This is a genomic window from Bacillus sp. (in: firmicutes) (assembly GCA_017656295.1).
Taxonomy (GTDB): domain Bacteria; phylum Bacillota; class Bacilli; order Bacillales; family JACDOC01; genus JACDOC01.
In genome coordinates, this window is the sequence record JACDOC010000004.1 from 41,419 (window position 1) to 65,502 (window position 24,084).

31 protein-coding genes and 1 pseudogene are annotated in these 24,084 nt (G+C 38.5%); 7 read left to right on the forward strand and 25 right to left on the reverse strand.

Annotated elements, in window-relative coordinates:
• Nucleotides 1-60: 60 nt before the first annotated feature.
• On the forward strand, nt 61-1,188 hold the full coding sequence (locus H0Z31_05490; GenBank protein MBO8176897.1) for a CapA family protein: 1,128 nt from the start codon (nt 61-63) through the stop codon (nt 1,186-1,188).
• Between the two features lie 43 nt (nt 1,189-1,231).
• On the opposite strand, the gene H0Z31_05495 is transcribed toward H0Z31_05490, so the two are convergent.
• Nucleotides 1,232-1,708: an 8-oxo-dGTP diphosphatase gene (locus tag H0Z31_05495; protein ID MBO8176898.1), complete on the reverse strand. Its 477-nt coding sequence runs from the start codon at nt 1,706-1,708 to the stop codon at nt 1,232-1,234.
• A gap of 93 nt (nt 1,709-1,801) precedes the next feature.
• Between H0Z31_05495 and H0Z31_05500 the strand changes: the two genes are divergently transcribed.
• On the forward strand, nt 1,802-2,104 hold the full coding sequence (locus H0Z31_05500; GenBank protein MBO8176899.1) for a hypothetical protein: 303 nt from the start codon (nt 1,802-1,804) through the stop codon (nt 2,102-2,104).
• A gap of 19 nt (nt 2,105-2,123) precedes the next feature.
• Here H0Z31_05500 and H0Z31_05505 read toward each other — a convergent pair whose 3' ends face one another.
• Nucleotides 2,124-2,438 carry a hypothetical protein gene (locus tag H0Z31_05505; protein MBO8176900.1) on the reverse strand — a complete coding sequence of 105 codons (315 nt, stop codon included), beginning with the start codon at nt 2,436-2,438 and terminating at the stop codon, nt 2,124-2,126.
• Between the two features lie 14 nt (nt 2,439-2,452).
• Entirely contained in the window at nt 2,453-2,878 is a 426-nt protein-coding gene (locus H0Z31_05510) for an acyl-CoA thioesterase (GenBank protein ID MBO8176901.1), read from the reverse strand.
• Nucleotides 2,879-3,004: 126 nt separating this feature from the next.
• Between H0Z31_05510 and H0Z31_05515 the strand changes: the two genes are divergently transcribed.
• Nucleotides 3,005-3,430: a GNAT family N-acetyltransferase gene (locus H0Z31_05515; GenBank protein ID MBO8176902.1), complete on the forward strand. Its 426-nt coding sequence runs from the start codon at nt 3,005-3,007 to the stop codon at nt 3,428-3,430.
• A gap of 39 nt (nt 3,431-3,469) precedes the next feature.
• Here H0Z31_05515 and tlp read toward each other — a convergent pair whose 3' ends face one another.
• From tlp to H0Z31_05560, 9 genes and pseudogenes are all read right to left on the reverse strand, one after another.
• Nucleotides 3,470-3,703, reverse strand: coding sequence for a small acid-soluble spore protein Tlp (gene tlp / locus H0Z31_05520; protein MBO8176903.1), 234 nt, complete (start codon nt 3,701-3,703; stop codon nt 3,470-3,472).
• A 116-nt stretch (nt 3,704-3,819) separates the two neighbouring features.
• Nucleotides 3,820-3,963: an acid-soluble spore protein N gene (locus tag H0Z31_05525; protein MBO8176904.1), complete on the reverse strand. Its 144-nt coding sequence runs from the start codon at nt 3,961-3,963 to the stop codon at nt 3,820-3,822.
• Between the two features lie 54 nt (nt 3,964-4,017).
• A complete protein-coding gene (locus tag H0Z31_05530) occupies nt 4,018-4,149 on the reverse strand; it encodes an FbpB family small basic protein (protein MBO8176905.1) in 132 nt (43 codons plus the stop codon).
• Nucleotides 4,150-4,285: 136 nt separating this feature from the next.
• Entirely contained in the window at nt 4,286-5,131 is an 846-nt protein-coding gene (locus H0Z31_05535; protein MBO8176906.1) for a TlpA family protein disulfide reductase, read from the reverse strand.
• 230 nt (nt 5,132-5,361) lie between these two features.
• Nucleotides 5,362-5,769: a hypothetical protein gene (locus H0Z31_05540; GenBank protein MBO8176907.1), complete on the reverse strand. Its 408-nt coding sequence runs from the start codon at nt 5,767-5,769 to the stop codon at nt 5,362-5,364.
• A gap of 120 nt (nt 5,770-5,889) precedes the next feature.
• Nucleotides 5,890-6,134 (reverse strand): annotated as a pseudogene (locus H0Z31_05545) (GNAT family N-acetyltransferase).
• Between the two features lie 328 nt (nt 6,135-6,462).
• Entirely contained in the window at nt 6,463-7,281 is an 819-nt protein-coding gene (locus tag H0Z31_05550; protein MBO8176908.1) for a class II aldolase/adducin family protein, read from the reverse strand.
• Between the two features lie 8 nt (nt 7,282-7,289).
• Nucleotides 7,290-8,336: an S-methyl-5-thioribose-1-phosphate isomerase gene (gene mtnA, locus H0Z31_05555; protein ID MBO8176909.1), complete on the reverse strand. Its 1,047-nt coding sequence runs from the start codon at nt 8,334-8,336 to the stop codon at nt 7,290-7,292.
• 22 nt (nt 8,337-8,358) lie between these two features.
• Nucleotides 8,359-9,564, reverse strand: coding sequence for an S-methyl-5-thioribose kinase (locus H0Z31_05560; protein MBO8176910.1), 1,206 nt, complete (start codon nt 9,562-9,564; stop codon nt 8,359-8,361).
• Nucleotides 9,565-9,714: 150 nt separating this feature from the next.
• On the opposite strand from H0Z31_05560, the gene H0Z31_05565 reads away from it, so the two are divergent.
• Together H0Z31_05565 and H0Z31_05570 are read left to right on the forward strand one after the other, a co-directional pair.
• Nucleotides 9,715-10,653, forward strand: a complete 939-nt coding sequence (locus tag H0Z31_05565; GenBank protein MBO8176911.1) for a hypothetical protein — start codon at nt 9,715-9,717, stop codon at nt 10,651-10,653.
• 211 nt (nt 10,654-10,864) lie between these two features.
• Nucleotides 10,865-11,758: a DUF1002 domain-containing protein gene (locus tag H0Z31_05570; protein MBO8176912.1), complete on the forward strand. Its 894-nt coding sequence runs from the start codon at nt 10,865-10,867 to the stop codon at nt 11,756-11,758.
• A 50-nt stretch (nt 11,759-11,808) separates the two neighbouring features.
• Here H0Z31_05570 and H0Z31_05575 read toward each other — a convergent pair whose 3' ends face one another.
• From H0Z31_05575 to acnA, 6 genes are all read right to left on the reverse strand, one after another.
• A complete protein-coding gene (locus tag H0Z31_05575; GenBank protein ID MBO8176913.1) occupies nt 11,809-12,540 on the reverse strand; it encodes a YwiC-like family protein in 732 nt (243 codons plus the stop codon).
• Between the two features lie 146 nt (nt 12,541-12,686).
• Nucleotides 12,687-13,583 carry a glycine/betaine ABC transporter substrate-binding protein gene (locus H0Z31_05580; GenBank protein ID MBO8176914.1) on the reverse strand — a complete coding sequence of 299 codons (897 nt, stop codon included), beginning with the start codon at nt 13,581-13,583 and terminating at the stop codon, nt 12,687-12,689.
• Complete coding sequence (locus H0Z31_05585) at nt 13,583-14,245, reverse strand: ABC transporter permease (GenBank protein ID MBO8176915.1); 663 nt, start codon at nt 14,243-14,245, stop codon at nt 13,583-13,585. Before H0Z31_05585 ends, H0Z31_05580 begins: the two co-directional genes overlap by 1 nt.
• The gene (locus tag H0Z31_05590) at nt 14,242-15,363 is read right to left on the reverse strand and encodes a betaine/proline/choline family ABC transporter ATP-binding protein (GenBank protein ID MBO8176916.1); all 1,122 of its coding nucleotides are present in this window, start codon (nt 15,361-15,363) and stop codon (nt 14,242-14,244) included. Before H0Z31_05590 ends, H0Z31_05585 begins: the two co-directional genes overlap by 4 nt.
• A 204-nt stretch (nt 15,364-15,567) precedes the next feature.
• Nucleotides 15,568-15,741 (reverse strand): hypothetical protein, encoded by a 174-nt coding sequence (locus H0Z31_05595; GenBank protein ID MBO8176917.1) that lies wholly within the window; start codon nt 15,739-15,741, stop codon nt 15,568-15,570.
• A 114-nt stretch (nt 15,742-15,855) separates the two neighbouring features.
• Entirely contained in the window at nt 15,856-18,570 is a 2,715-nt protein-coding gene (acnA, locus tag H0Z31_05600; protein ID MBO8176918.1) for an aconitate hydratase AcnA, read from the reverse strand.
• Nucleotides 18,571-18,899: 329 nt separating this feature from the next.
• Here acnA and H0Z31_05605 point away from each other — a divergent pair, with 329 nt between their 5' ends.
• A complete protein-coding gene (locus H0Z31_05605) occupies nt 18,900-19,049 on the forward strand; it encodes a small acid-soluble spore protein O (protein ID MBO8176919.1) in 150 nt (49 codons plus the stop codon).
• A gap of 558 nt (nt 19,050-19,607) precedes the next feature.
• On the opposite strand, the gene H0Z31_05610 is transcribed toward H0Z31_05605, so the two are convergent.
• A complete protein-coding gene (locus H0Z31_05610; protein ID MBO8176920.1) occupies nt 19,608-19,868 on the reverse strand; it encodes a hypothetical protein in 261 nt (86 codons plus the stop codon).
• A gap of 116 nt (nt 19,869-19,984) precedes the next feature.
• Here H0Z31_05610 and H0Z31_05615 point away from each other — a divergent pair, with 116 nt between their 5' ends.
• Nucleotides 19,985-20,128, forward strand: coding sequence for a small acid-soluble spore protein P (locus H0Z31_05615; protein MBO8176921.1), 144 nt, complete (start codon nt 19,985-19,987; stop codon nt 20,126-20,128).
• A 367-nt stretch (nt 20,129-20,495) separates the two neighbouring features.
• On the opposite strand, the gene H0Z31_05620 is transcribed toward H0Z31_05615, so the two are convergent.
• From H0Z31_05620 to cobS, 6 genes are read right to left on the reverse strand one after another with little or no spacing between them, the layout of a single operon-like run.
• A complete protein-coding gene (locus H0Z31_05620) occupies nt 20,496-21,221 on the reverse strand; it encodes a hypothetical protein (protein MBO8176922.1) in 726 nt (241 codons plus the stop codon).
• A complete protein-coding gene (locus H0Z31_05625) occupies nt 21,218-21,703 on the reverse strand; it encodes an ECF transporter S component (protein MBO8176923.1) in 486 nt (161 codons plus the stop codon). Before H0Z31_05625 ends, H0Z31_05620 begins: the two co-directional genes overlap by 4 nt.
• Before the next feature lie 2 nt (nt 21,704-21,705).
• Nucleotides 21,706-22,287 (reverse strand): cob(I)yrinic acid a,c-diamide adenosyltransferase, encoded by a 582-nt coding sequence (locus H0Z31_05630; protein MBO8176924.1) that lies wholly within the window; start codon nt 22,285-22,287, stop codon nt 21,706-21,708.
• Nucleotides 22,262-22,735, reverse strand: coding sequence for a bifunctional adenosylcobinamide kinase/adenosylcobinamide-phosphate guanylyltransferase (locus H0Z31_05635; GenBank protein MBO8176925.1), 474 nt, complete (start codon nt 22,733-22,735; stop codon nt 22,262-22,264). The genes H0Z31_05630 and H0Z31_05635 overlap by 26 nt, the downstream gene beginning before the upstream one ends.
• A complete protein-coding gene (locus tag H0Z31_05640) occupies nt 22,687-23,316 on the reverse strand; it encodes a histidine phosphatase family protein (GenBank protein MBO8176926.1) in 630 nt (209 codons plus the stop codon). Before H0Z31_05640 ends, H0Z31_05635 begins: the two co-directional genes overlap by 49 nt.
• A complete protein-coding gene (gene cobS / locus H0Z31_05645) occupies nt 23,274-24,080 on the reverse strand; it encodes an adenosylcobinamide-GDP ribazoletransferase (GenBank protein ID MBO8176927.1) in 807 nt (268 codons plus the stop codon). Before cobS ends, H0Z31_05640 begins: the two co-directional genes overlap by 43 nt.
• Nucleotides 24,081-24,084: the final 4 nt, after the last annotated feature.

The window sequence follows — 24,084 nt, forward strand, 5'->3', positions numbered from 1 at the left end:
GATTAATTTTTACTAGATTTGTTGTAAAATAACTGTAAAGACTTTTTTTGGAGGACAGCCATGAGAGGAAGATATGGGATTTTTATTGGAATGATTGTTTTGTTAGTTATTACATATTTTTCATTTATATCGAAAAAACCAGAAATAAATTCCTTCCAAGACCATTCACCAAAAAAACTTTCCTTATTAGAGAAAACATTCATTACGGAGGCGGTTGTTGGGGGGATTGGAGATATTTTAATTCATAGTTATGTATACAATGACGCCTATCAAAATGGCACTTATAATTTTACAAAGATGTTCGAACCTATACGGTCCCTTCTTTCCAGCCCTGATTTTTTGATTGCCAATCAAGAATCAATCGCTGGAGGCGTAAAATTAGGTGTATCCACGTATCCACAATTTAACACACCTTATGAAATAACTGATGCCCTCCTTTATGCAGGCGTTGATATGGTGACAAATGCTAATAATCATACGTTAGATAAAGGGGAACAAGGGGTTTTAAGTGCCATTTCCTACTATGAACAAGTAGGCATGCCGTATACAGGGATGTTTAAAAATGAAGCAGACCGACAAAAGATACGAGTCATGTCAGTCAATGGAATTCAATTGGCGGTTTTATCGTATACATACGGAACCAACGGAATTCCTGTTCCAAAAGGAAAATCGTATTTAGTTAATTTACTTGATGAAGAATTGATGGTTAAAGATATCCAACGAGCCAAAGAACTAGCGGATGTCATTATTTTAAGTGTCCATTGGGGAAACGAATATCAACGTATACCAACAGATGCCCAAAAACATCTCGCCCAAAAATTATTAGAAGCCGGTGCAGATATTATTTTTGGTCACCATCCACACGTCCTTCAGCCGATTGAACGTCTACCATTGTCCGATGGGAGAACGGGGGTTGTTTTTTACTCCTTAGGAAACTTTTTATCCGGACAATGGAAGGATTATAAGGATTTAGGGGGAATGGGTACTGTGACGATCAAAAAAACCGTCAATAAACAAGGAACGTCCATCGACATAACAGATGTGCAGTTTTATCCGACGTATGTTTATCACAATAATTATCGAAATTATCGCGTATATCCGTTAGAAGAGGCGGTTAGTTTAGGTATTGCACCATACCCGGTTGAAAGTGTGATGAAACATTTGTTTTCAAAAAATGAACAACAATAAAGAAAGGGCTTGCTCAAACATGAGCAGCCCTTCTTTTTCGCTCCTATGTAGGATTTGATAACATATAGATTGGTTTTTTTGTGTATTCAACAATATTCCCTTCTTCATCGTACTGAAAAGCATGTTCTAACGGAAAAGGATACGTAAATAAGTCATGAATAAAGTAAGGGATATTAGAAACGACTTCAGTTGACGTGACAATCCAATCCAGTGATTTCCATTCAAGTTTTCCTTCTTTACACGCAATCGTTGGGTCAGTTGACACCGTCCCAATAAAAACATACATCCCCCCTGCTCTGTTCCAAGAAACGATGCCTTTAAAACGTATCTCATCAGGAATTAACCCTGTTTCTTCTTTTATTTCTCTTAGAATAGAAGCTTCGATGGTTTCACCAGATTCTAATTTGCCCCCAACACCATTCCATTTTCCTTGATTTGGTGGATATTTTCGATGTAGCAGTAATACTTCATTACTTGACCAATCTCCGCGTTTTAAAAAACAGATCGTATATGGATACAATATTGAGTAGCCGTCCTTTCATGCAAAAAGTTAGATATACCAAAAGTTTATTTTATATAATATATGTAACTACGATGTAATGGAGGTCTTAAAATGAAACTAGTCCTATCAAATGAGGTCATTACTTGGTTTGAAAAGGAAATGAATGTCAAGCCAGGTGATGCGATTCGCTTTTTTGTACGTTACGGTGGATGCGATTCTTTTCAAAAAGGTTTTTCTCTTGGTGTTATGAAAGATGAACCAAACGATGTAGCTGTTCAACAAGTGATAAACGGCGTGACCTATTATATTGAAGAAAAAGACCTTTGGTATTTTGAAGACCATGACCTACATGTTACATACAATGAAAAGTGGGATGAACCTACTTATGAATATGTAAAATCCATTCAATCGTAAGCTGTTTTTCTAAGACAGCTTATTTGTTTAATTTATGTCGTAACCGTTCAAGTTGATTAATTTTTCCTTCTTTACGTAAAATCCATTCTTCCTTTTCGCCGAGTAAATCAAAATGGGAGTAACCGTCTTTTCGAAAATGGATCCATTCTTTTTTTAAATGATATTTTTTCCCCCATTCGGCTAGCTTGTCTACGTCACGACAACCAACTTTTGTTACCGTTTTGACACCAGGAAAACGTTCATCTATCCAAAAATGGGTTAAAAACGCAATCCCCCCATCGTCTATTGTCCGTTTCCATTGGCGGATGTCTTCTCTCTTGATGCCAAAGGCCATCGTTACTCCTCCTATTACTTTTCTTGTTTTTTGGCTTCCATGTACGCCTCGTGCCATTCAGGAAAATACCGTTTAATAGAAATCGGACGAAAATTATCTCGTTTGACACAAACATGTTTCGACGTCCCGACTATGGCAATCTCATTGTCTTCACGTACGATTTCGTAACCGTACACAACGCGAATCCCATCGTATTCTTCAATCCATGTATGGACATAAGCCTTTTCTCCATAGCGAACAGGCTTTTTGTATGATACATGAATATCAATAACCGGTGAAAGGATTCCTTCTTTTTCCATATCTGCATATCGAAACCCTAACTCCTCGATTAGTTTGGTTCGTCCTAATTCCATCCATATTAAGTAATTCGCATGGTACACGACACCCATTTGATCCGTTTCTGCATATCGTACATCAATTTCTTTTGTCGCAATATGCATGTCGACGTTCTCCTTTCTTCAGTTAAGCCTACTTCGACCACTGTTTTCATCTTAACACAATTTTTTATTCAAGATAAAATAAAAAAGGAATACAATGGAATATTTTGTGGAAGGAGGAAGAATCGGATGGCAAAAGTGATTCAATTAAAAACGGAACAAGAATGGCGTCAAGCATTTCCTGTGATGAAACAGCTGCGATCACACCTCGATGAGGAAACGTTTATCAAACTCATAAACGTAATGAAACAACAAGGATATGAACTTTATGCATTAATAGAAAACGATGATATTCAGTCTGTTGCTGGTGTTGCCATTCAAACCAATTTATATCTCGATAAGCACTTATTTATTTATGAATTAGTGACGAATGAAGCTAACCGCTCCAAAGGATACGGAGAACAAATGATGAATTTTTTAATACATTTTGCGAAAGAAAATGGCTGTAAACACATCGCTCTGGAATCTGGCGTTCAAAGGGAAGACGCTCACCGCTTTTATGAACAAAAAATTGGCATGAAAAAAGCGAGTTTTTCATACCGCCTAGCGTTGTAAATAAGCATAAAAAAGAAGCGCCTTATGGACGCTTCTTTTTTATTCATACTGTTGTTGGTTATGGTATTCGTCTTTGATTTCTTCACGCATCGCTTCAATGCTTTCGCGACGTCGCTCATTTTTTGCTTCAATTTGCTGCTTTTCGTCTTCATTAGAGAATAAAGCCATCGATTCTTCCGCTTCTTCTATGTTTTCAATCGTGTTTTGCACCATTTCTTGTAGCTTTTCTACGTTATCACTACGATCATCTGGTTTTGGCTTATTATTGGCCATTCCCTTTATTCCTCCTTCTGCTGTAAAGGTACATCTATAATGTGTAACTTTCTTACGAAATATATGCAGGGAACGTCAAATTGATTTTGTTAACGATAACTATCTTATTTACTCAATTATTCCCCTTTTGTTTGTATAACTTGAGCATGTTGGCCGGACTGATCTTGCATTTGTTTCCCTTTATTACCGCCAGCAGATCGAGATTTGGTACCGATATGATTTGGTGCAAAATGTTTTGAATCTTTTTTCGGATTACCCATATCTTTCCCCCCTTTTATTTTTATGTTTTCCAATCTAGGAGGAAGTATGAGCAATTATTCTGCTTTGTCGAAGTATTTCTTTTCCAAGCGCTCTTCAATTTTTCGTAATGCTTCTGGATCATTCATTAAAGCTTGTTTATTTTCTTGCACTAGTTCACGAAACGATTTCATTCGCCGTTTTTTCATTCAGAACCCTCCAATGATTTATTCTATCTGCTATCTTTTCCATTTTTTTGATAAAATATGACGTATTTTTTTGTTTTTTCTCATTCCAAAGTATTTTCAGAAAAATAAAAAAGACGTTCTTATTTCTGAACGCCTGTTATGGATGAGTCCATGCATGTAAATCTTCTTTTGTCATTGCTCCTAAATGTTTATGACGGACGATTCCATCCTTATCAATGAAATATGTCATCGGAATAGAAAGGATTTGATAATCTTTTTGAACCTTTTCCTCATGGTCGATTAAAACGGGAAATGTAATATTATATTGAGCTAAAAACTCAGGTACATCCCCAACTTGATCAATATTAATGGCTAAAAGCTCTACATCAGCTGGTTTTTCTTTATAAAATGCTTGCAATTCGGGCATTTCTGCTTTACAAGGTGGACACCAAGTCGCCCAAAAGTTGATGATAATTCGTTTCCCTTTTAATTGTTCTAAAGAAATGGGTTGACCAGATAACGTTGGTAACGTAAAAAGTGGGGCCGGTTTATCAAGTGGATAGCCAACACCAATCTCTGCGGATACAAATTCTGACTCTTCCTGATGAATGTACTCTTCCCATTTAGGTAAAAATTCCTTACGAAGCGACTGATCTGATAAGATGCAATGAAATAACGCATCTTTTAAAACTTGATTATTCATTAATTCTTCTAATTGATTGGTATCAATCATCCCATTATTTTTTTGATCAAGAACAGAGACGAGTTCTCGTTTCGTTGACTCATCGATCTTTAATTCGTTTAATACTTTTTTTCTAAGTGTTTGATCTTGAACAAGCACTTCAAAAATCGACAAATCTACTCCTTCCACTTCATGAAACATATTTACAAATTCCTGTTCGACCAAATCTAGAGTTTGCTTTTGTTTTTGAACCGTTAACGTTTGAACGACTGCAACCGTTAACAAAACGACGAGAGCTGTTGCCCCTATGATTTTCTTCAAACGATTTCCCTCCATTCAAAGAGCTACATTTTCATTAATTTACTTTGGAATCATGGCCTTCTTATGAAAAAAAATCCAACTAATGACTACATACCTATAATATTTTTCCCTGTTCCATTTATATTATGAAGCTAGTCCAATAACTACATCTATATAAATGCGGAATAATATTTGAACATTTAGCCTGTTAAATGAATAGGTATTGAGTAAGATGTTTCGATATCCCTAACTTACAATACCCTCCAGATTGTTGCTCCTAAAAAATAGGTACACCCCCAAATAGTAAATCCACTACCTAGTAAAAGAATGGATGGAATCCATGCCTCTTTCTTCTTTACGATTTGAAACCCAATATATCCGATCGTAGCTATTGTTGCCAGTACGAGTCCCCGATCACCTCCTGTAAAATAAAGAAGACCTAATGGATTCGTCCAAATAAGATGTGGTTTTAAAATGACGATACTTGTTTTATAAATGGTTATCCAAATCAGGATACTATATAGAAAAATCGTCGGTACATCTGGACTGTTATGGGGGATTTCACGGTAAAAAATCTTCACCCATCCATAAGAAACAAAAACACCGATGAATAAAATTACCCATTGAATTGGAATATGTATAGGTCCTAGCGACAACATTAAGGGTCCCCCTTTCGTAAAAAAGAAGACCTAACAAATAAAGGCCTTCTAATTTTCATTGTCATTATCATGTTTACTTATTATTTAAGTAACAAAGAATAGGAAAATTGAGCGTCTGGGTCATTCTGAATCATTTGGATTTATGATAGCGAAGTGTAAATGATCTTCCCACTTTCCGTTAATCTTTACGTTCTTCTTGGAAAGCCCCTCCTTATGGAATCCTGCCTTCTCTAAAACTCGAATCGACGCATATCTGGCGTATACCGTTGCCAAAATTCTCGATTTCTACGGTGCATCTCTGCCAACGGTCCCACATCTGTATCCTTTAAAAATCGCAAATAGATTTTATGTCCCAACAATTTCATCTTTCCTTATCCCTTCCTTACATATAACCACCACAGGAATCCTGTGATGGATGGAGTATCTCGATTCATGGAAATTGGTAATGGAAATGATACTTGAATTGACATATAATTGACGCTCTCATAAATTCTTTTCATCCTCATCTTCGAGATCGTTCAAGCTTTCTCTTGCTAAAGTGAATGACTTTATTTGAAACGCCTTGTAAGGAGAAGACAAATGACGTACCGAATCGATTGCCAATTTGCACACCATTTTGTGTATGAAATACATGGTCTTTAACCCCAAAACGGAACCCGTTAAACAATTAAAGGCCTTCTTATTTTCCTTGTCTTAATCGTGTTTATTGATGTTCATTTCATCTTTCACTTTGGAAATCGCTTTAATAAGTCGGTTAGTTACTCGGTGAACGATTTCTTCTATCGCCTGTTCAGACAATTCTACTTCTAGCTTTGGTGATACTTTTTTTGCTGTAACATCTGACTCCATACGGATCCCTTGAGGGGCTTTCCCATGAATCCCCATCTTCTCTTTTAATTCAAGCAAGCGTTTCACGTGTCGTTCGTTAAGCTCACGGTCTCCATTTATTTGACGAGCGAGCCAGTTAATTTTCGCACAAAATTCTAGCGATTCCATTAAAAAATAGGCATGCTCTAAGTCTTTTCCCCATGTTAACGCTCCATGATTTTCGAGAAGAACCCCTTGATGGTCATGGACATATGGGGCAATGGCTTCTGGTACTTCACCCGTTGATGGAGTTCCGTATGGAGCAAGCGGGATAGAACCAAGAAGGACGATAAGTTCGGGCATGGTCGCTTGATCAAGCGGGATACCGGCAACCGCAAAGGCGGTGGCATATGGTGGGTGTACATGAACGACAGCACCAACATCAGGTCGTTCTTGATAGACACGTAAATGCATTTTAATTTCTGACGTAGGTCGATAAGTTCCTTCTAACACTTCACCTTTTCCGTTGACGAGTAACAGCATGTCTTTTGTTAAAAAGCCTTTACTCACACCCGTTGGCGTGACGAGAAATACGTCTTTGTCTATACGGACAGAAAGGTTGCCATCATTTGCGGCAACCATTCCTTTCTCATAAATTCGTTTACCTATGTCACACATTTGTTGTTTCAACATCTCAAGACTCATGCTGACACCTACTTAGTCTGAAATAATACTTGTAATTCATGTTCATAATTCCCTTGAACAATCCCTTTTTCGGTAATAATAGCCGTGATTAGTTCATGTGGCGTCACGTCAAAAGCGGGATTAAATACTTTAACCCCTTCTGGAGCCGTTTGTTTTCCAAACCCATGGGTCACTTCCAAACTTTCTCTCTCTTCTATTGGTATCTCGTCTCCAGTTTTTGTTTGTAAATCAATAGTAGACAGTGGAGCAGCTACATAAAACGGTATATTGTGAGCTTTGGCAAGTAGTGCCAGTCCGTACGTTCCAATTTTATTGGCTGTATCACCGTTTGCGGCAACGCGATCACAGCCTACAATCACGGCTTGTACCCAACCTTTTTGCATCACCATTGCGGCCATATTATCAGTAATGAGCGTCACATCGATCCCTGCTTGCATCAATTCCCAAGTAGTTAATCGTGCTCCTTGTAATAACGGACGTGTCTCATCCGCATATACGCGTATGTTCCATCCTTTTTCCTTAGCTAAATAAAGAGGAGCTAACGCAGTTCCGTATTTCGCCGTGGCGATTCCCCCGGCATTACAATGGGTCAATACGCCCATTCCATCTTTTAGTAAAGTCAGGGCATGTTCTCCAATGGAACGACAAACTTCTTCGTCTTCTGTCCGAATAGCATGCGCTTCTTCCTCTAACGCCTGTTTAATTTCCGCAATTGGGCGGTGCTTTTCTTTTTTCGCTCGTTCCGTCATCCGATTTAACGCCCAAAATAAATTGACAGCAGTCGGTCGGGAAGAAGCTAAATACTCTGCTTGTTTTTTCAACTCCTCAAAAAACGCAGGAAAGCTCTCTTCCGATGAATGTTGAATCCCTAACAATAATCCATATGCAGCGGCAATACCGATCGCAGGGGCTCCTCGCACTTTTAATTTTTTAATGGCATCCCATACTTCTTCAATGGTCGTAAGGGATAAAAAGACCGTTTCATTCGGTAATTTTGTCTGGTCTAAGATGGTTACGGTTCCGTTATCGTATTGAACGGATTGGATAAATGACATCGTATTTTCCCCTCTCCGAATTTTATTCAACGGACTGAATGAGTGCTTTCACTTCATTGATTTGTTTAACTTGATGACGATTGATAATTAAGGATCGGCCAATGGCCAGTGCAAGCCTTTGCGCTTGTAACCGTTTTACATCATCTTTGATTGTATCAATATCCGCTACATGTGCCAACCCGTAGATCCGGCGAATCATTTTACAACCAGCATACCCTAATGTATCCGAAAAAATCTCTTTCATTGTAAACTCCTTAAAGGATGGTTGAGAAAACATTGGATCGTGACAATCTTTCTCATAAAGTGCGGTGAATTTTTGTGAAAATAATGTCCATACATCGGCTGCCATTTGCAACAATCGAGAGCGGACCACGTGTTTTTCTTCCTCATTTTCCGCCCAACCTTCTTGGGCTGCATAATTTAGTAACAAGTTGGCAATGACCGCCCCGATATCAAATCCGATAGGACCAACAAACGCAAATTCTGGATCGATCACTTTCGTACGATCAGGACGAACAAAAATACTACCTGTATGTAAATCCCCATGCAATAGAGCTTCCGCTTTCGTCATGAAGCGATGTTTTAACTTCGCTACCTCTCCTTTTAGTTCTTCATCTTTCCAAATTTGCTCTGCTAGTGGACGAACGCCTGGAGGAATATTATTTTCTGGCGCATCGTAATACGGCTGAGTAAAAATTAAGTCCTCTGAAATTTTACATAGCTCTGGATTAATGAACCGTTTCACTAACGATTTTTTCTCAAGTGGGTTCATATAATAATCAGATGTATAAAATAAGGTGTTCGCTAAATATGTAGATATATGATCCGCAAATTGCGGATATTCTTGTTTTTCAATTAATCCTTTTCGCATAATGACATGATCAGATAAATCTTCCATTACAAATATCCGTAAATCTGGATCAGCATGGAATAATTGTACAGTATGTTCAGGACAGTATTTGCCTTCTTCTTTTAGCGCTTCTGCTTCAATCCGATTACGATCGACCGTAAGCGGCATCGATTCTCCCACCACTCGAGCATATGGAAGCGATTGTTTAACAATCACTTTTTTTTCAGTCAGCTGGTCCTCAATTTGAAACACTAAGTTTAAATTTCCATCCCCAATTTCTCGACACGTTAGCTTTGCATCAGCAGAAAAAATAGATAAGTTTTGAATGTATTCAATGACAGACTGTTCATCTAATGTTCGATAGTTAGTTTCCACCATTTCAACCTCAACCCTTTCTTTCTCTCTTATTGTTGCTATTTTATCAAATTTTTCGAATATAGCAATAAATGAAACTCGAAATCATTTTAAAATTTTGATATTTCAACGTATGAAAAAATTTGGTAATATTTTCAGAAAGGAGGATATGAGATGAGTAGGATGACATACCCACATTTGTATCGAAAATTTCTACAATTGTTAGAAGCCAATGATCTAGAAGGTTTGAGATTTCTTCTTTCTTTAATCGATCGTCATTTTCCCGAGCAGAAAGATATTTCGATATCATTGAACGTTTATTTACTTAGCCAAGAAGAGGACGATGAAAAAGCATGTGATTTATTAGATGAAGCTTTGCAACATGGAGTGTGGTGGCATCCTTCTACCCTGGACCGTAGTCCTTTTTTTAAACCGCTTCATTCGTGTAAAAGATTTTCTATCATACGGGAGAAAAATCAGCAACTATTTGAAAAGAATCGTTCATTCGGTATCGCTAAAATTTTGTACGCTGGCGATGAAACAAGTTCTAAAGGGATATTTGCTATCCACTGGAGAGGCTCGAATGCTGAAGATTTTTCGACATTTTGGTTAGAACACCACTCGCCGTATCGTTTCGCATTTCCACAAAGTTCCCAAGTTCATGGAATACGGTCCTTTCATTGGGACGATGAGGTCATCGCTAAGAATGAGTTAAAAGAGTTGTTTCAGCGATTTGTTAATGATTCTCGTCTTTCAACAAGAAATATGGTCATTAGTGGAGCTTCCCAAGGTGGGAAACTGGCGATTGAGCAGTTATTAGCTGGTCAAATTTTTAAAGCTCGTGGGTTTATTGCGGTGATTCCGGCCATCATTCCTCATACGATCGAAACCATAAAAAGACTTTTACAAAATAATAATTGGAAACAGATGAAAGGATGTATAATTACCGGAACTGGGGACCCTTTTTATGAAGAAACAATGAAATTAAAGCCTTTATTTGAACAGTATCAATTCCCATGTTTATGGTTGGTAGTGGAAGGGTTAGGGCATATGATTCCTGAAAATTTCCAAGAATTAATCGAAAAAGCAACGGATTTCATTTTCTCAACATGATAAAAATAAAACAACATCCATTTTGCGTTCACTTACGCGATTCATAAGTTTATGTCTGTGGAAAGTATTTTTATTTAGAAAATATGTTCAATCAAAGCGTCTAAAGGGGAAATATATTGTTAGTAATAAAATAACGAAACCTATCAAATCAAAAATTCGTCTATTATAAGGAAAGAAATAAATAGACAGCAGTGACTAGGAGGTACATATCATGAAACGATTGATCTCAAGTATAATGGTTGTTCTAATTTTGTTCACATCTCCCCTTTGGACACTAGCAGATGCAGCCGAAGGTGATGTCATTGTCACGCTTGGTGAAAATTTAACAGAGCAGCAAAAACAACAAGTATTAAATGAAATGAATCCGCCAGATGAAGCGATGTTTATTACCGTTTCAAACGCAGAAGAACATCAATATTTAGAAGGAGTGGTTCCAAAAGCCCAAATTGGTACACGGGCGATTTCTTCTTCTATGATTACCATTGGGGCGAAAGGTTCTGGACTATCCGTAGAAACGAATAATATAAATTGGGTCACAGAGGAGATGTACACGAATGCGCTCATTACTGCAGGAGTAAAAGATGCAGACATCTACATTACCGCCCCTTTTGAAGTTTCAGGTACAGCTGCCCTAACCGGTCTAATGAAAGCGTATGAAGTTTCTACTGGACAAAAGATTCCAGAAGAAGTGAAAAAAGTCGTAAACGAAGAAATGGTAACAACAGCTGAACTTGGCGAGTCGATTGGAAATGATGAAGCAGTCGCCTTACTTGCTCGTCTCAAAGAAGAAATAGCGGAAAATGCTCCTAAAACCGAAGATGAATTACGTACTCTCATTGAACAGGTTGCTAAAGAATTAGGCATTACCCTTACAGAACAAGACATCGAGCGATTACTTGCTCTTCTAGAAAATATGAAAAATGCCAATATTAATTGGGACCAAGTCAATGAACAGTTAAGTAAAGCAAAAGAACAACTCTCAACCTTCCTCCAATCAGAAGAAGGAAAAACATTTTTGCAAAACATCATAGATATTTTAAAAGAGATTTGGAATGCGATTCTTTCCCTCTTCGCTACAGAACCACAACAACAGCAAGGGACCTAAAGAAACAAGCTGACTTCGTTTTTGAAGTCAGCTTGTTTTATGAGGGCAACCTACACAAATAATGCTATATATATAACCATTATGATGAAAAATATAACTGAGTTTACAATTTCTAAAACTCCAATTTTTAGGATAGACAATTTCTTTCCATACATCCATATCGCGCGAACTAGACTTGGGAAAAAAGCTAATGCGATGATTTCTTCACCAAATATCATCCATCCCACGACAACGACGATATGAAAAGTCCAAGAAACAAACCGATAAATCTCGTTGTTCTTTTCCCGAATCATTGTTTTGACATAAAAGGTACTCCCAACAAAAAAGAGAACGCTCGCCATAAAGATGACCCAAGCTAGTTCTTCTGGCCAACCGCCTTTCACATAATAACTAGCTAAGCTCCCGATACAAAAAGAGATAATCGCACTAAAGTCATTCATAAGTGCCCGGTCGTTATTTTGACGAGCAAAATACATATTTATTAGAAAGAAAGGAAGGATAAATAATCCGAAGAAAATGATTTTCCAGTCATGATATAGGACAATCATAATCATCATAAGAGCGATCAACAAGTATAACATTCCCCACTTAACCCATTTACTCCGGTTCTTGTTCCGTTTTTTCGAAATCATAAGAAGTGGGTACGACGCTAAATATAAAAAGAGCCAGCCTAAGCCAAGTGGAATGTGCACCCATGACCACCCTCCAGCCATGGCCCCGAGTACAAAAGGTATCACGAGCATTGCCCAAGCTCCATGTTGTTTCGGGATAAACGGTTTCATTACAACCCCTCCCATAATAACTTATATCTTAATATTAGTATAACAAAGACAACGAAAGATATAGGGAGAGATTGTGGAGAATCATTGAATAATTCATGTGTATTAAAAAAGAACGAATCCCCCCATCACTTGGGATTCGTCCTTTTTTAGTTAATTAATCCTTTTTCCTTTAAAAATTGACGTGCCACTTCTCGTGGATCTTCTTGGTCTATATCGACTTTTGCGTTCAGAGAGGTCATGTCTTCTTCGGAAATTTGACCAGCTAATAAATTTAACACTTCTTCAACTTCTGGGTGAGCATCAAGTACTTCTTTCCGAACAATCGGAACGGCATAATAAGGTGGGAAAAACCCTTTATCATCTTCAGTTGTTCCTAAATCATACCGTTCAATTCGTCCGTCCGTAGTAAACGCTGGAATAATATCTACATCTCCTTTCTTTAAAGCTTCATACATAATATTTGGGTCGTAGCTTTTCTTTTCTTTAAAGGAAAATCCGTAAGTTTCGGCTAACGCATCGTAGCCATCCTCTCGTTCATAAAATTGATGGGGCGCACCAAAAATTAATTCACTTGCATATTCGGTTAAATCACTATATGTTTTTGCTTCTATTCCTTCTCCTTTTCGATAAGCAAGTGTGTACGTATTTTCAAAGCCAAGTGGCTTTAACCAAACGACGTTATATTTTTCTTTGTATCCTTTGCGGACACGTGCTAAAATCTCATCTGCTGATTCGCCGGGTTGTACGGTTTCTTTTAAAACGGCTTCAAGACCTGTCCCAGTATATTCAACGTATATATCAATATCCCCTTTTTCTAATGCAGGCGTCAAAATCGATACTTCCCCTAATCCTTCTTTCACTTCCACTGTTAAATCCGTTTTTTCCTTTAATAATTCGGCGATCATATGAGTTAAAATATATTGTTCCGTCCACATTTTACCCGAGACAACAATTTTGTTATCAGACGTATTGTTACATCCTGTAAGTATTCCTAACAAAAGAGTCAAAATGAGTGCAAAAGAAAGTAATTTTTTCAACACCATCAACCTTTCGTTTTTAATCCTTTTGGTGTGGATAAACGTTCGATTAATTTTAAAAAGAAATCAAAGAAAATCGCTAACAACGCAGCTGGAATGGCTCCTGCTAGCACTAACTGGTTGTTCCAAGTAGATAATCCACGATAAATTAAGTCACCAAGTCCTCCCGCTCCGACAAACGTAGCCAGAGTGGCAATTCCAACCGTTAAAACAGTAGCTGTCCGAATCCCGGCCATAATAACGGGGAGAGAAAGTGGTATTTCGATTTTCCATAAAATTTGCCGGTTCGTCATTCCCATTCCGCGACCAGCTTCAATGACACTCTGGTCTACTCCCTTAATGCCCGTGTATGTATTGCGTAATATTGGAAGTAGGGCATAAATCGTTAAAGCAATAATAGCTGTTAACGCACCAGTACCGAGTAGTGGCACGATAAATCCAAACAACGCTAAGCTAGGAATGGTTTGAAAAACTGCGGTTACACCAATAACCCATTCCGCCCACTTCTCGTGACGTGTAATGTAAATGCCAAGAGGGACAGAGAGGATGATGGCAATACTTATCGAAATAAGAGAAAGACAAATATGTTCGATGATTCCCGTTGCGATTTGTTCTGATCGACTTGAGACAGTCTCAAAAAAAGTGCCGAACACATGATTAATCGTCATACAAGAACCGCCTCCTCTTCCTGCTGTTGGGAAAATGCAAGTAACAAGTTCTCTCTCGTGATCATGCCGAGAAAGTGCGTATTCTTTCCAACAGGTGCAATACTTAAATTTTGCATTACCATTGCTTTGGCAGCTTCGGAAAGAGTGGTATGTGGAGACAATAGGATAGGAAGAGGCTGTGTTAGTGATTCGATTGGGTCCGTACTTGAAAGGTTTGATTGTTCCAGCTTACGTCGAGATATAATCCCTATAACCTTATCAGATTCATTAACCACAAATACCTCATTAACGGAACGTGTTAGTAGCCATTCCAATACCTCTTTTTTCGTAAAATGAACAGGTACAACAATTGGTTCTTCAATAAACGGTTCAATGGTTTTTACTTGTTCTTTTAAACGATGCTCTCCAATAAACGAACGTACAAAATCATTTGCTGGTTGTGTAATAAGTTCTTCAGGAGTCGTATATTGTTCGATACGTCCTTCTCTCATAACGGCAATTCTATCCGCTAATTTTAACGCTTCATCCATATCGTGCGTGACGAACACAATCGTTTTTTGGATGGACTGCTGAATTTGTTTTAATTCGTCTTGTAATTGTTCCCGACTAATCGGGTCGAGTGCACTGAAAGGTTCGTCCATTAAAATGATAGGTGGTTCGGCTGCTAAAGCGCGAACAACACCAACCCGTTGCTGCTGTCCTCCACTTAATTCTAACGGATAGCGATGTTTGAAAACACTGGGATCTAATCCAACTAAATCTAACAATTCATCGACCCGTTTTTCGTATTTTTCTTTTTTCCAACCTTTTAATTTGGGGATAAGAGCGATATTTTCTCCGACTGTCATATGTGGCAAGAGACCAATTTGTTGAATAACGTAACCAATATTTCGACGTAACTCAACTTCGTCGTGGTATGCTATGTTTTGACCATCTATATAGATCGCACCCTCCGTCGGGAGTATAAGCTTATTAATCATTTTCATTGTCGTTGTTTTCCCACAACCACTAGGGCCAATTAGAGCCACAAACTCTCCTTTTGGAATATGTAAATCAATACCTTTAATCGCTTCAAAACCATCTTCAAACCTTTTTACAACACGTTCAAATTTAATCAATAAGACCACCTACTGCTTTTTACATTCACTTCATTTACTTTCATTTCATCTCTATACCCTTTTTTTTAACAATAAAACCTGTTTAAACAAAAAATAAATAATAGTTTTCTATATAAATATCAACCCCTTGTTTTATATTTGTCTGATAAAAAATGGTTATTTATATTTTAGATGGTTTAAGGAAAAACATCCAATGATTTACCTTTAAAAATGGATCTGTAAAACGATACTGTTGATATTTATCCATTTCGCTTGTGGCGGACGCTTTCCGCGGGCAAGGTGCAAGCCGCTTCCCTCGCTACGCTCAAGTATGGGTCTTGCGGCTTCTTGTTCCCGCTGGAGTCGCCGCCGTGTGAACAAGTTGCTAAAAATCAACAATGAAATATTACATAGCCTTAAAAATAAGAAATAAAAAACAGCTGCAATTTGCGAAGAAATTAGTAAAAAAGGTTCAAATCGTTGACGATTTGAACCTTTTAAATTAATAATAGATTAATTTTCTTGTAATTTGTTGCGAAGTACCATTTGAAGGATACCGCCGTGACGGTAGTAGTCGATTTCTACTTCAGAGTCGAAGCGAACAAGTACTTCGAATTCTTTCTTGTTACCATTTTCGTCTGTTGCAGTTACTTTCACGATATCGCGTGGTTTTACATTTTCATCAATATGAACGTGAATCACTTCTTTACCTGTTAAACCAAGTGTTTCAGCGTTTTCACCTGCTTTAAATTGAAGCGGTAAGACGCCCATTAACACGAGGTTGGAACGGTGAATACGTTCGAAGCTTTCTGCAATCACTGTTTTGATTCCTAATAAATTCGTACCTTTTGCCGCCCAGTCACGGGAAGATCCCATTCCATAATCTTTACCCGCCAAGACGACAAGATTCGTACCGTTTTCTTTGTACTTCATGCACGCATCGTAAATAGACATCACTTCGCCAGTTGGCCAGTAAGTTGTATAGCCACCTTCTGTACCTGGTGCAATTTGGTTACGAATACGGATGTTCGCAAACGTACCGCGCATCATCACTTCGTGGTTACCACGACGAGATCCGTACGAGTTGAAGTCACGAATTTCTACACCTTTTTCACGTAAATATTTTCCTGCTGGCGTATCTTTACCGATCGCACCGGCTGGAGAAATGTGGTCGGTTGTGACAGAATCTCCGAATTTACCAACGACACGTAACCCTGTTAATGGTTTTATTTCGTCAGGATTCGCTGATAATCCTTCGAAGAACGGTGGATTTTGAATGTAAGTTGAATTTTCATCCCATTTGTAAAGTGGCTCATTACTTGTTTTAATTGAGTTCCAACGTGGATTGTCTTCAAATACGCGTTCGTATTCTTTACGGAATAATTCCGGTGTAACTGTACGTTTCACAACATCTTTAATTTCATCTGTTGTTGGCCAAATATCTTTGAAGTATACGTCGTTACCGTCTTTATCTTTACCGATTGGATCGTTCAATAAATCAATATCAACCGTACCCGCTAATGCATAAGCCACAACTAACGGTGGTGATGCTAAGTAGTTCGCTTTTACAAGTGCATGAATACGGCCTTCAAAGTTCCGGTTACCAGAAAGAACAGATGTCACAAGTAAATCGTTTTCGGCAATGGCTTTTTCGATTTCTTCTTTTAATGGACCGGAGTTACCGATACATGTTGTACAACCATAACCAACGAGGTTGAAACCGATTTGCTCTAAATATGGTAGTAAGCCAGAATCACGTAAGTAACCAGTAACAACTTTAGAACCTGGTGCTAGTGATGTTTTGACATATTTCGGTACTTGAAGTCCTTTTTCTACCGCTTTTTTCGCGACTAATCCAGCACCTAGCATAACGTATGGGTTAGAAGTGTTCGTACAGCTAGTAATGGCCGCAATAGCAACCGCACCTGTTTTCATTTTCACTTCGTCGCCATCGTTAAATTTTACAACAACTTCTTTATCAAGTTCAGATTTATCTAATCCGAAACCTTGGTTTCCTACTGGTGCGCTAATGGCGTCATGGAATGCTTTTTTCATTTGAGAAAGCGGAATTAAGTCTTGTGGACGCTTTGGACCAGATAGGTTTGGCTCAATTTCGGATAAGTTGATTTCAACTACATCTGTGTAAATAGGCTCTTCATTATCAGGAGTGAAGAACATGTCGTTTTCTTTTAAGTATTTTTCTACTAAACGTACGTGCTCTTCAGGACGACCTGTAAGACGTAAATAGTCTAAAGATTCATTGTCAACTGGGAAGAATCCACAAGTTGCTCCGTACTCAGGTGCCATGTTTGCTACAGTCGCTCGGTCAGCAAGTGGTAACGTTGCTACCCCCGGTCCGAAGAACTCAACGAATTTACCAACTACACCTTTTTGACGAAGTACTTGCGTCACTTTTAACGCTAAATCTGTAGCCGTTGCACCGTTTGGAAGTTCCCCTGTTAGTTTGACTCCGATCACTTCAGGAATTGGGAAGTAGGATGGTTGACCAAGCATTCCAGCTTCAGCCTCAATACCACCGACACCCCATCCTAGTACACCGATACCGTTAATCATTGTTGTATGGGAGTCTGTACCGACGAGCGTGTCAGGATATGCTTCGAAATCACCCTCAGTTGTTTCAACGGCATGTACTACATGAGCTAGATATTCTAAGTTTACTTGGTGTACAATTCCTGTTGCTGGTGGAACCGCACGATAGTTTTTGAACGCTTTTTGCGCCCAGCTTAAGAATTGATAGCGTTCAGCATTGCGCTCGAATTCAAGTTCCATGTTTGCTTCGAGTGCATCTGGAGTACCGTATTTATCAACTTGAACGGAGTGGTCAATAACGAGATCTACTGGAATTTCTGGATTGATTTTATCTGGGTCTCCTCCCATATCTGCCATTGCTTTACGTAAAGACGCTAAGTCAACGACCGCCGGAACCCCAGTGAAGTCTTGTAAAATAACGCGAGAAGGTTTAAATGGTACTTCAGCCCCTTTTACTTCTTCAGAACCCCATTTTGCCAAATTTTCCACATGTTCTTTTGTAATCACACGTCCGTCCATTTGACGAAGAACAGATTCTAGTAGCACTTTAATGGAATATGGCAAGCGAGAAATTTTGGCCACTCCTGCTTCTTCTAACGCTTTTAAACGATAGTAGTGATAGCGTTTGCCTTCTAGATCAAATGAAGCACGAGCGTTAAACACATCATTTTTTGCCATCTTACTTCCCCCTCTATTGAATAATGCTTTCGTGCTGTCCGAAAAGTTTGATTTATCCTAACTTTTCTCACATTTCCATCTTAATACAAGATGTGACATAAGTAAATAACAAGAAAGTTATTGCATTTGATAAGTTCGGCTTATGGTATATCTCGTATTTTCTCATTTTACTTATAAATACTAATCATCTTGCGGTTTGAAAGGATATTTCTGTTTCCATACTTCCAGAAGGGCATTATTGCAAAAAAATATTTGCTGTCGAATCATTGGAGCTGTGATTATTTTGAACGAAATTGTCTCAAACTACCCGTAGTATAGGGGGTGATAAGATGGCCAAACGAAAAGCCAATCATATTATCGAAGGGATGAATGCAGCGAAGGCACAAGGAAAAGGGGCTGGTTATAACGAGGAATTTGCCAATGAACCGTTAACGGAAGCTCAGCGGCAAAACAATAAAAAGCGAAAGAAAAATCAATAAATGATATTTGAGTGTTATGTTTAAGAGGACTTTCCTTTTCTCTGATTTTGTTTGACAGTAAAATAGCTTGTAGACTATTTAGACAAGTCTACAAGCTGTTTGATAATAAGAAAAGAATTTTCAACTTTCGGGGGAATCTGGATGTAACAAAGCGTACTGTACATAACCCGAAATCAGATTGAAATGGTAGCGGTTAGTGAAAATTACGGTTTAGAGTTTTTGTTCATTTTTTGCATAAAATGTATATAAGAAAATAAATGAGTTCGATAAGATTTGTTTAATCATATAAGTGAGGTGCTTTGTTATGAGTATAAAATTCGAAAATCTTCCTAAATTCATTCAAATACGGTTAAACAAACTTAAAGAATATCAGGGAAAACCGCTCGAACATCCATTAACAGAGCCAATTGATATCTGGTCTTTAGATGCAAAACGACTTTTCCCGGATTCTCCTTCTCTTCAAAAAGATTTTAATGAGATCAAAAAACAAGAACTTTCCAAAAGAAAAAACCTCTAAATGACAAGAATTTAGAGGTCTTTTAGGAAATATCCGATGGATTATTGTTCATTATTAACCTCTTCAACGATTTGCTGGAGATCCGAACGGAATTTTTCTAATTGCACTCGTTGATGCTCACTTGCTACCTCTAATGCATTTTCGATTTGCTGATACGCCTCATTTACTTCTTGTTTTAAATGTTTTAATTGTTGACCATAGCTTGCATCATCTCGAACGATCTGGTTAAATACATCTTTTGCTTCCTCATAACCTTGTTGTGCGGCTTGGAATGCTTGTTGTTTATTTTTATGATAAGGCATGATGAATACAGCTCCTTCATGATGTTCTACCATTAATAGTATGAACAAGAACTGATTGGACTATACCGAATAAGAACTCACTTTTTGTTAACACTATACAAGAGGAGGGATCCATTATGAATCGAAACAACGCAAAAGATATGCGAAAAAACGCACCTAAAGGGGAACAATCTGGCCAACCTGCGCCATTAGATGGTTCACACAAAGTAAAAAATCGAAATCACACAAAGCAAAAGAAACATGCTGGTCATGATATGTAAGGCCACACTCGGTTATCCAATAACCGAGCTTTTAATTTAAAGGCTATGTTATATGTCATTGTTGATTTTGATAATTAAACATTTCGCTTGTGGCGGGCGCTTTCCGAGGGCAAGCCGCAAGCCGCTTCCCTCGCAACGCTTAAGTAAGGGTCTTGCGGCTTCTTGTTCCCGCTGGAGTCGCCGCCTTTCGCTTCATGTGAATAACTTTCAAAACAGTATTGTTAATAGACATTTATACCAATTGTCATTGGCACATCAAAGAATGAAATAACAGTAAAAGTATCCACGGTTATTTTTGAGTAGAGCCAATTAAAAAAACACACTTATTTTTCTTATTAAATACGTCTTAAGTTAATCATTTTTTTGGTCATTCACTTTTCACCAGATGTAAACGATGAAACCATGGACCTGCAATCGAACGAATCTTTGCTTCACCAGCAGGATGATACGTTATAATCCAGCACGTTGCGGGACCGCATGATGCATGGATATCTAGATCTGTATCGATTTCAATTATTTTCATGCCATTCATGTTCGCAAGCATGTTTGTTTCATAAAAAATCCCTTTTGAACCAATCGGGATAAGTTCATAAACTTCTTCCAGCGCTATGATAGGTTGAAAAAGTTGAATAGGAGCAATTTGTTCTTGTTGATTCAACACATCCGGACCAACTAACGGTGTCCCGATCACCGCCCATTGTGCATCAGGAGGAGTTTGAGCGATTTTTTTGCTTTCTATTTCCACTTCTCCCCCTGCTAGAAAACCGACCGCCGATTGCTCAAAAGAAAAATTACTTTCCGTACTTCCAGTAACAGGGATATGGTCAATATGTAATTCTTTTAACGTTCTTTTTACCCCTTTCATCAATGACATCCAATGATCATCACCACAAAAATTGTAAACCACCGCAAACAATGGCTTAGCACCTGTCGATAAGCATTCAAGCATCGCTACTCTCATCCCGAAATAGCCGATCGTTTCATAATCTACTTTTACTGCATCTTTTTCCTTTAATCCAATCCCGCCAGTATTATCTGTCGCTAAGACGAGCTCTTTATTTTGAGCTAATGGCAAAAACAATACATCTCTCATGCTTTTACTTCTCCCCTGCCCACTTGATTTATCCACCCTGTAAGCCGTGGAATAAGCAAATAAGTCAAGAACAAGTTAATTATTGAACCGATCATCAATGCCGGAACAACCGTACTGTAAAAAGCTTTTCCAAGGATAAAATAAAATGGCAAAGGAGCGACGATACTGTTTCCTATGAAAAAAACAATGGCGGCCAGCCATTTTCCCCATTTCTTATACAACAAGCCGAACAACCAGACTAAAATTCCCATTTCAACACCAATTAACAAATGAAAGAAACCTAATGGAAAACCCGCAGTCATGGCCGATAACAAATGTCCAAAACATCCGACGGCTCCTCCAAACACACTCCCAAAGAAAACCGCTGCTACGAGTGCTGGCAACGTATCAAGCGCAATACTACCAAGAACAACAGGAATTTTGATCATCGCACCTAATACAGCTAATCCAAGAAACACGGAAAATTGCGCCCATTTTCTCATGTTTACTCTTCCTTTCTCTTTTCTTTACGAAATACAACGGCACTGCGGACATACTCAACATCTTTTACATTTGACCGAAAATTGATGACTCTCGCTAACACAAAAAAATAATCAGATAATCGATTTAAATATTTTAGAGCCAGTTGAGGAACAGGTTCGCCTGTTTTTATTAATTTCACCACTAAACGCTCTGCTCTTCTCGTCACCGTTCGGGCAATATGAATAGAAGCAGCAACTTTTGTGCCGCCGGGTAAAATAAATCTTTCTAGCTTTGGCGTTTCGCTTATATATTGATCAATTTTTTTCTCTAATGCGGTAACATATTCTTCTTTCAATTTAAATTCACGTTTCTTGGACACGTTAGCTAAATCATGCCCGCAATCAAACAATTCATGCTGGACATTAACCAAATCGGCAATAATATCTTCAAACTTTTCTCGATCAAGCTCTGCAATAGCCTGACCTACAAAGCAGTTCACCTCATCGACGGTTCCATATGCTTCGACACGGACATCATCTTTATCTACACGTGCACCAATAATACTCGTTTTCCCTTCATCACCGGTTCTTGTATAAATGATCATCTTGATTCTCCTCCTCATTTTTTAATCGCTGCTCGAGCCCATACCAAATAACTGATACGGTGTTGCAGTATCGAACCAATTCTTGATAGGCCCATCCGGTGTAGTCGCGCCATGTTCTTTCCAGTGGATCAATCGGAACAATTCCTTTCGTTACATCCGTTCCTATCCAAATAACGGTTCTTTCATCTTCACTTTCCCACTTTCGCCAAGTATCGAGAAATGCACACCATGTTTGTCTTTGAAATGAAGGATGATTGTTAACAAATGCTTTTTTGATATATTGCTCAACCCCTTCCAGTACGACAATAGAAGAATGAGAGAAACACTGCTCCCATGATGCAATATCGGGATTAGCCGTATACATCGACCGCCAATCAACATCTTCTCCATATTTTTGTTTTACCCATTTCCGTTTTCCGTTGAAGGCACCTCCTTTAACGAAATGCACCTTTCTCCCCTCCTAAACGAATCAAGATTCTTCCATACAAATTCATATCCTGCTCCATGACGAACTTTCCAATCCCAAAATGACTTTTGTTCAGGATGAAACTGCGTAAGCCAATATCTCAAAACGCCTCCGTGCGAGACGATCGCTACATGGAAAACCTCTTTTTCTATCATAAACTGATACAATCGATCGATCACACCGTTCATTCGATGGCGAAAATCAGCGAATGTTTCACCGCCAGGAGGCCGAGTTATTTCGGGGTTGGCTACCCACTCTTTATATAGAGGGTCGCTTTGTAAATCTTCAAATGTATGATTCTCCCATTCTCCAAAATTCAACTCACGCAGGTCCTTCCAATAATGAATCGTTTGATTTGGAAAATATATGTTGGCTGTCTCCGTACAACGTGCCAAATCACTGGAGATGACGGTGTCATAATGAGGGATTTTAGATTTCGTTTTGAACAAACATTCCATTCCCTTTTGACATAAAGGGGGATTACTCCAGCCTACATACCTTTTGGAAACATTGGCTTCTGTTAGGCCATGACGTAATAAGAGCACAACCACAGAACGATCCATAACATCACTTCTCCCCCTTCGATACTCGCGCCAATGATGTCACCTGTGATTCCGCCGAAATGTTTCATAATAAATCGGTAAGTAAAAATCAACCAAAGTATAAAAGTAAATACGAGCCACCAATAGATGAAAAAAGCTTCCTTCACAAACGAATAGATAATGATAGAAAAAACGAAAACATACATAGGATAGACAATCAGATTTTGTTTTCCGACTCCATTCTTAAAAAAAACCGCCATACCTTCCTCACGTGCGGGTTTACCCATGACAAGTAAATACCCTGCTCCAATCCTAGAAAGAAAAGGAATGGAAATCATGATAAATAATAGCTTTACGTCAATCCGGGCGATCGTTTCATACATCACAAAAAATTTTGCCGACAACAAGAGGATAACGGATAATACGCCAAATGCCCCCACTCTCGGGTCTTTCATAATATCTAAACGCTTTTCCCGATCACGATACGAAAAATAGGCATCACTGCAATCAATCCAGCCGTCAACATGAATGCCTCCGGTCAACAAAATACTAGTTAAAAACACAATAAAAGTGACAGCCAGTATGGAAAAGGGACTCCAAACACCTAACAAATAGAGTAGCCCCCAAAGGATCAAGCCAATGAAAAGACCGATAAGAGGAAATGATTGGATCATCCTTTTTTTCGTTATGCTTTGTATAGGGATCGACCGATGGATCGGAATGGCTGAAAAAAACTGAAGAGCAAGCAAAAAACCGTTTTTCGCATCCTGTAGCGCCTTTTTCACTTTG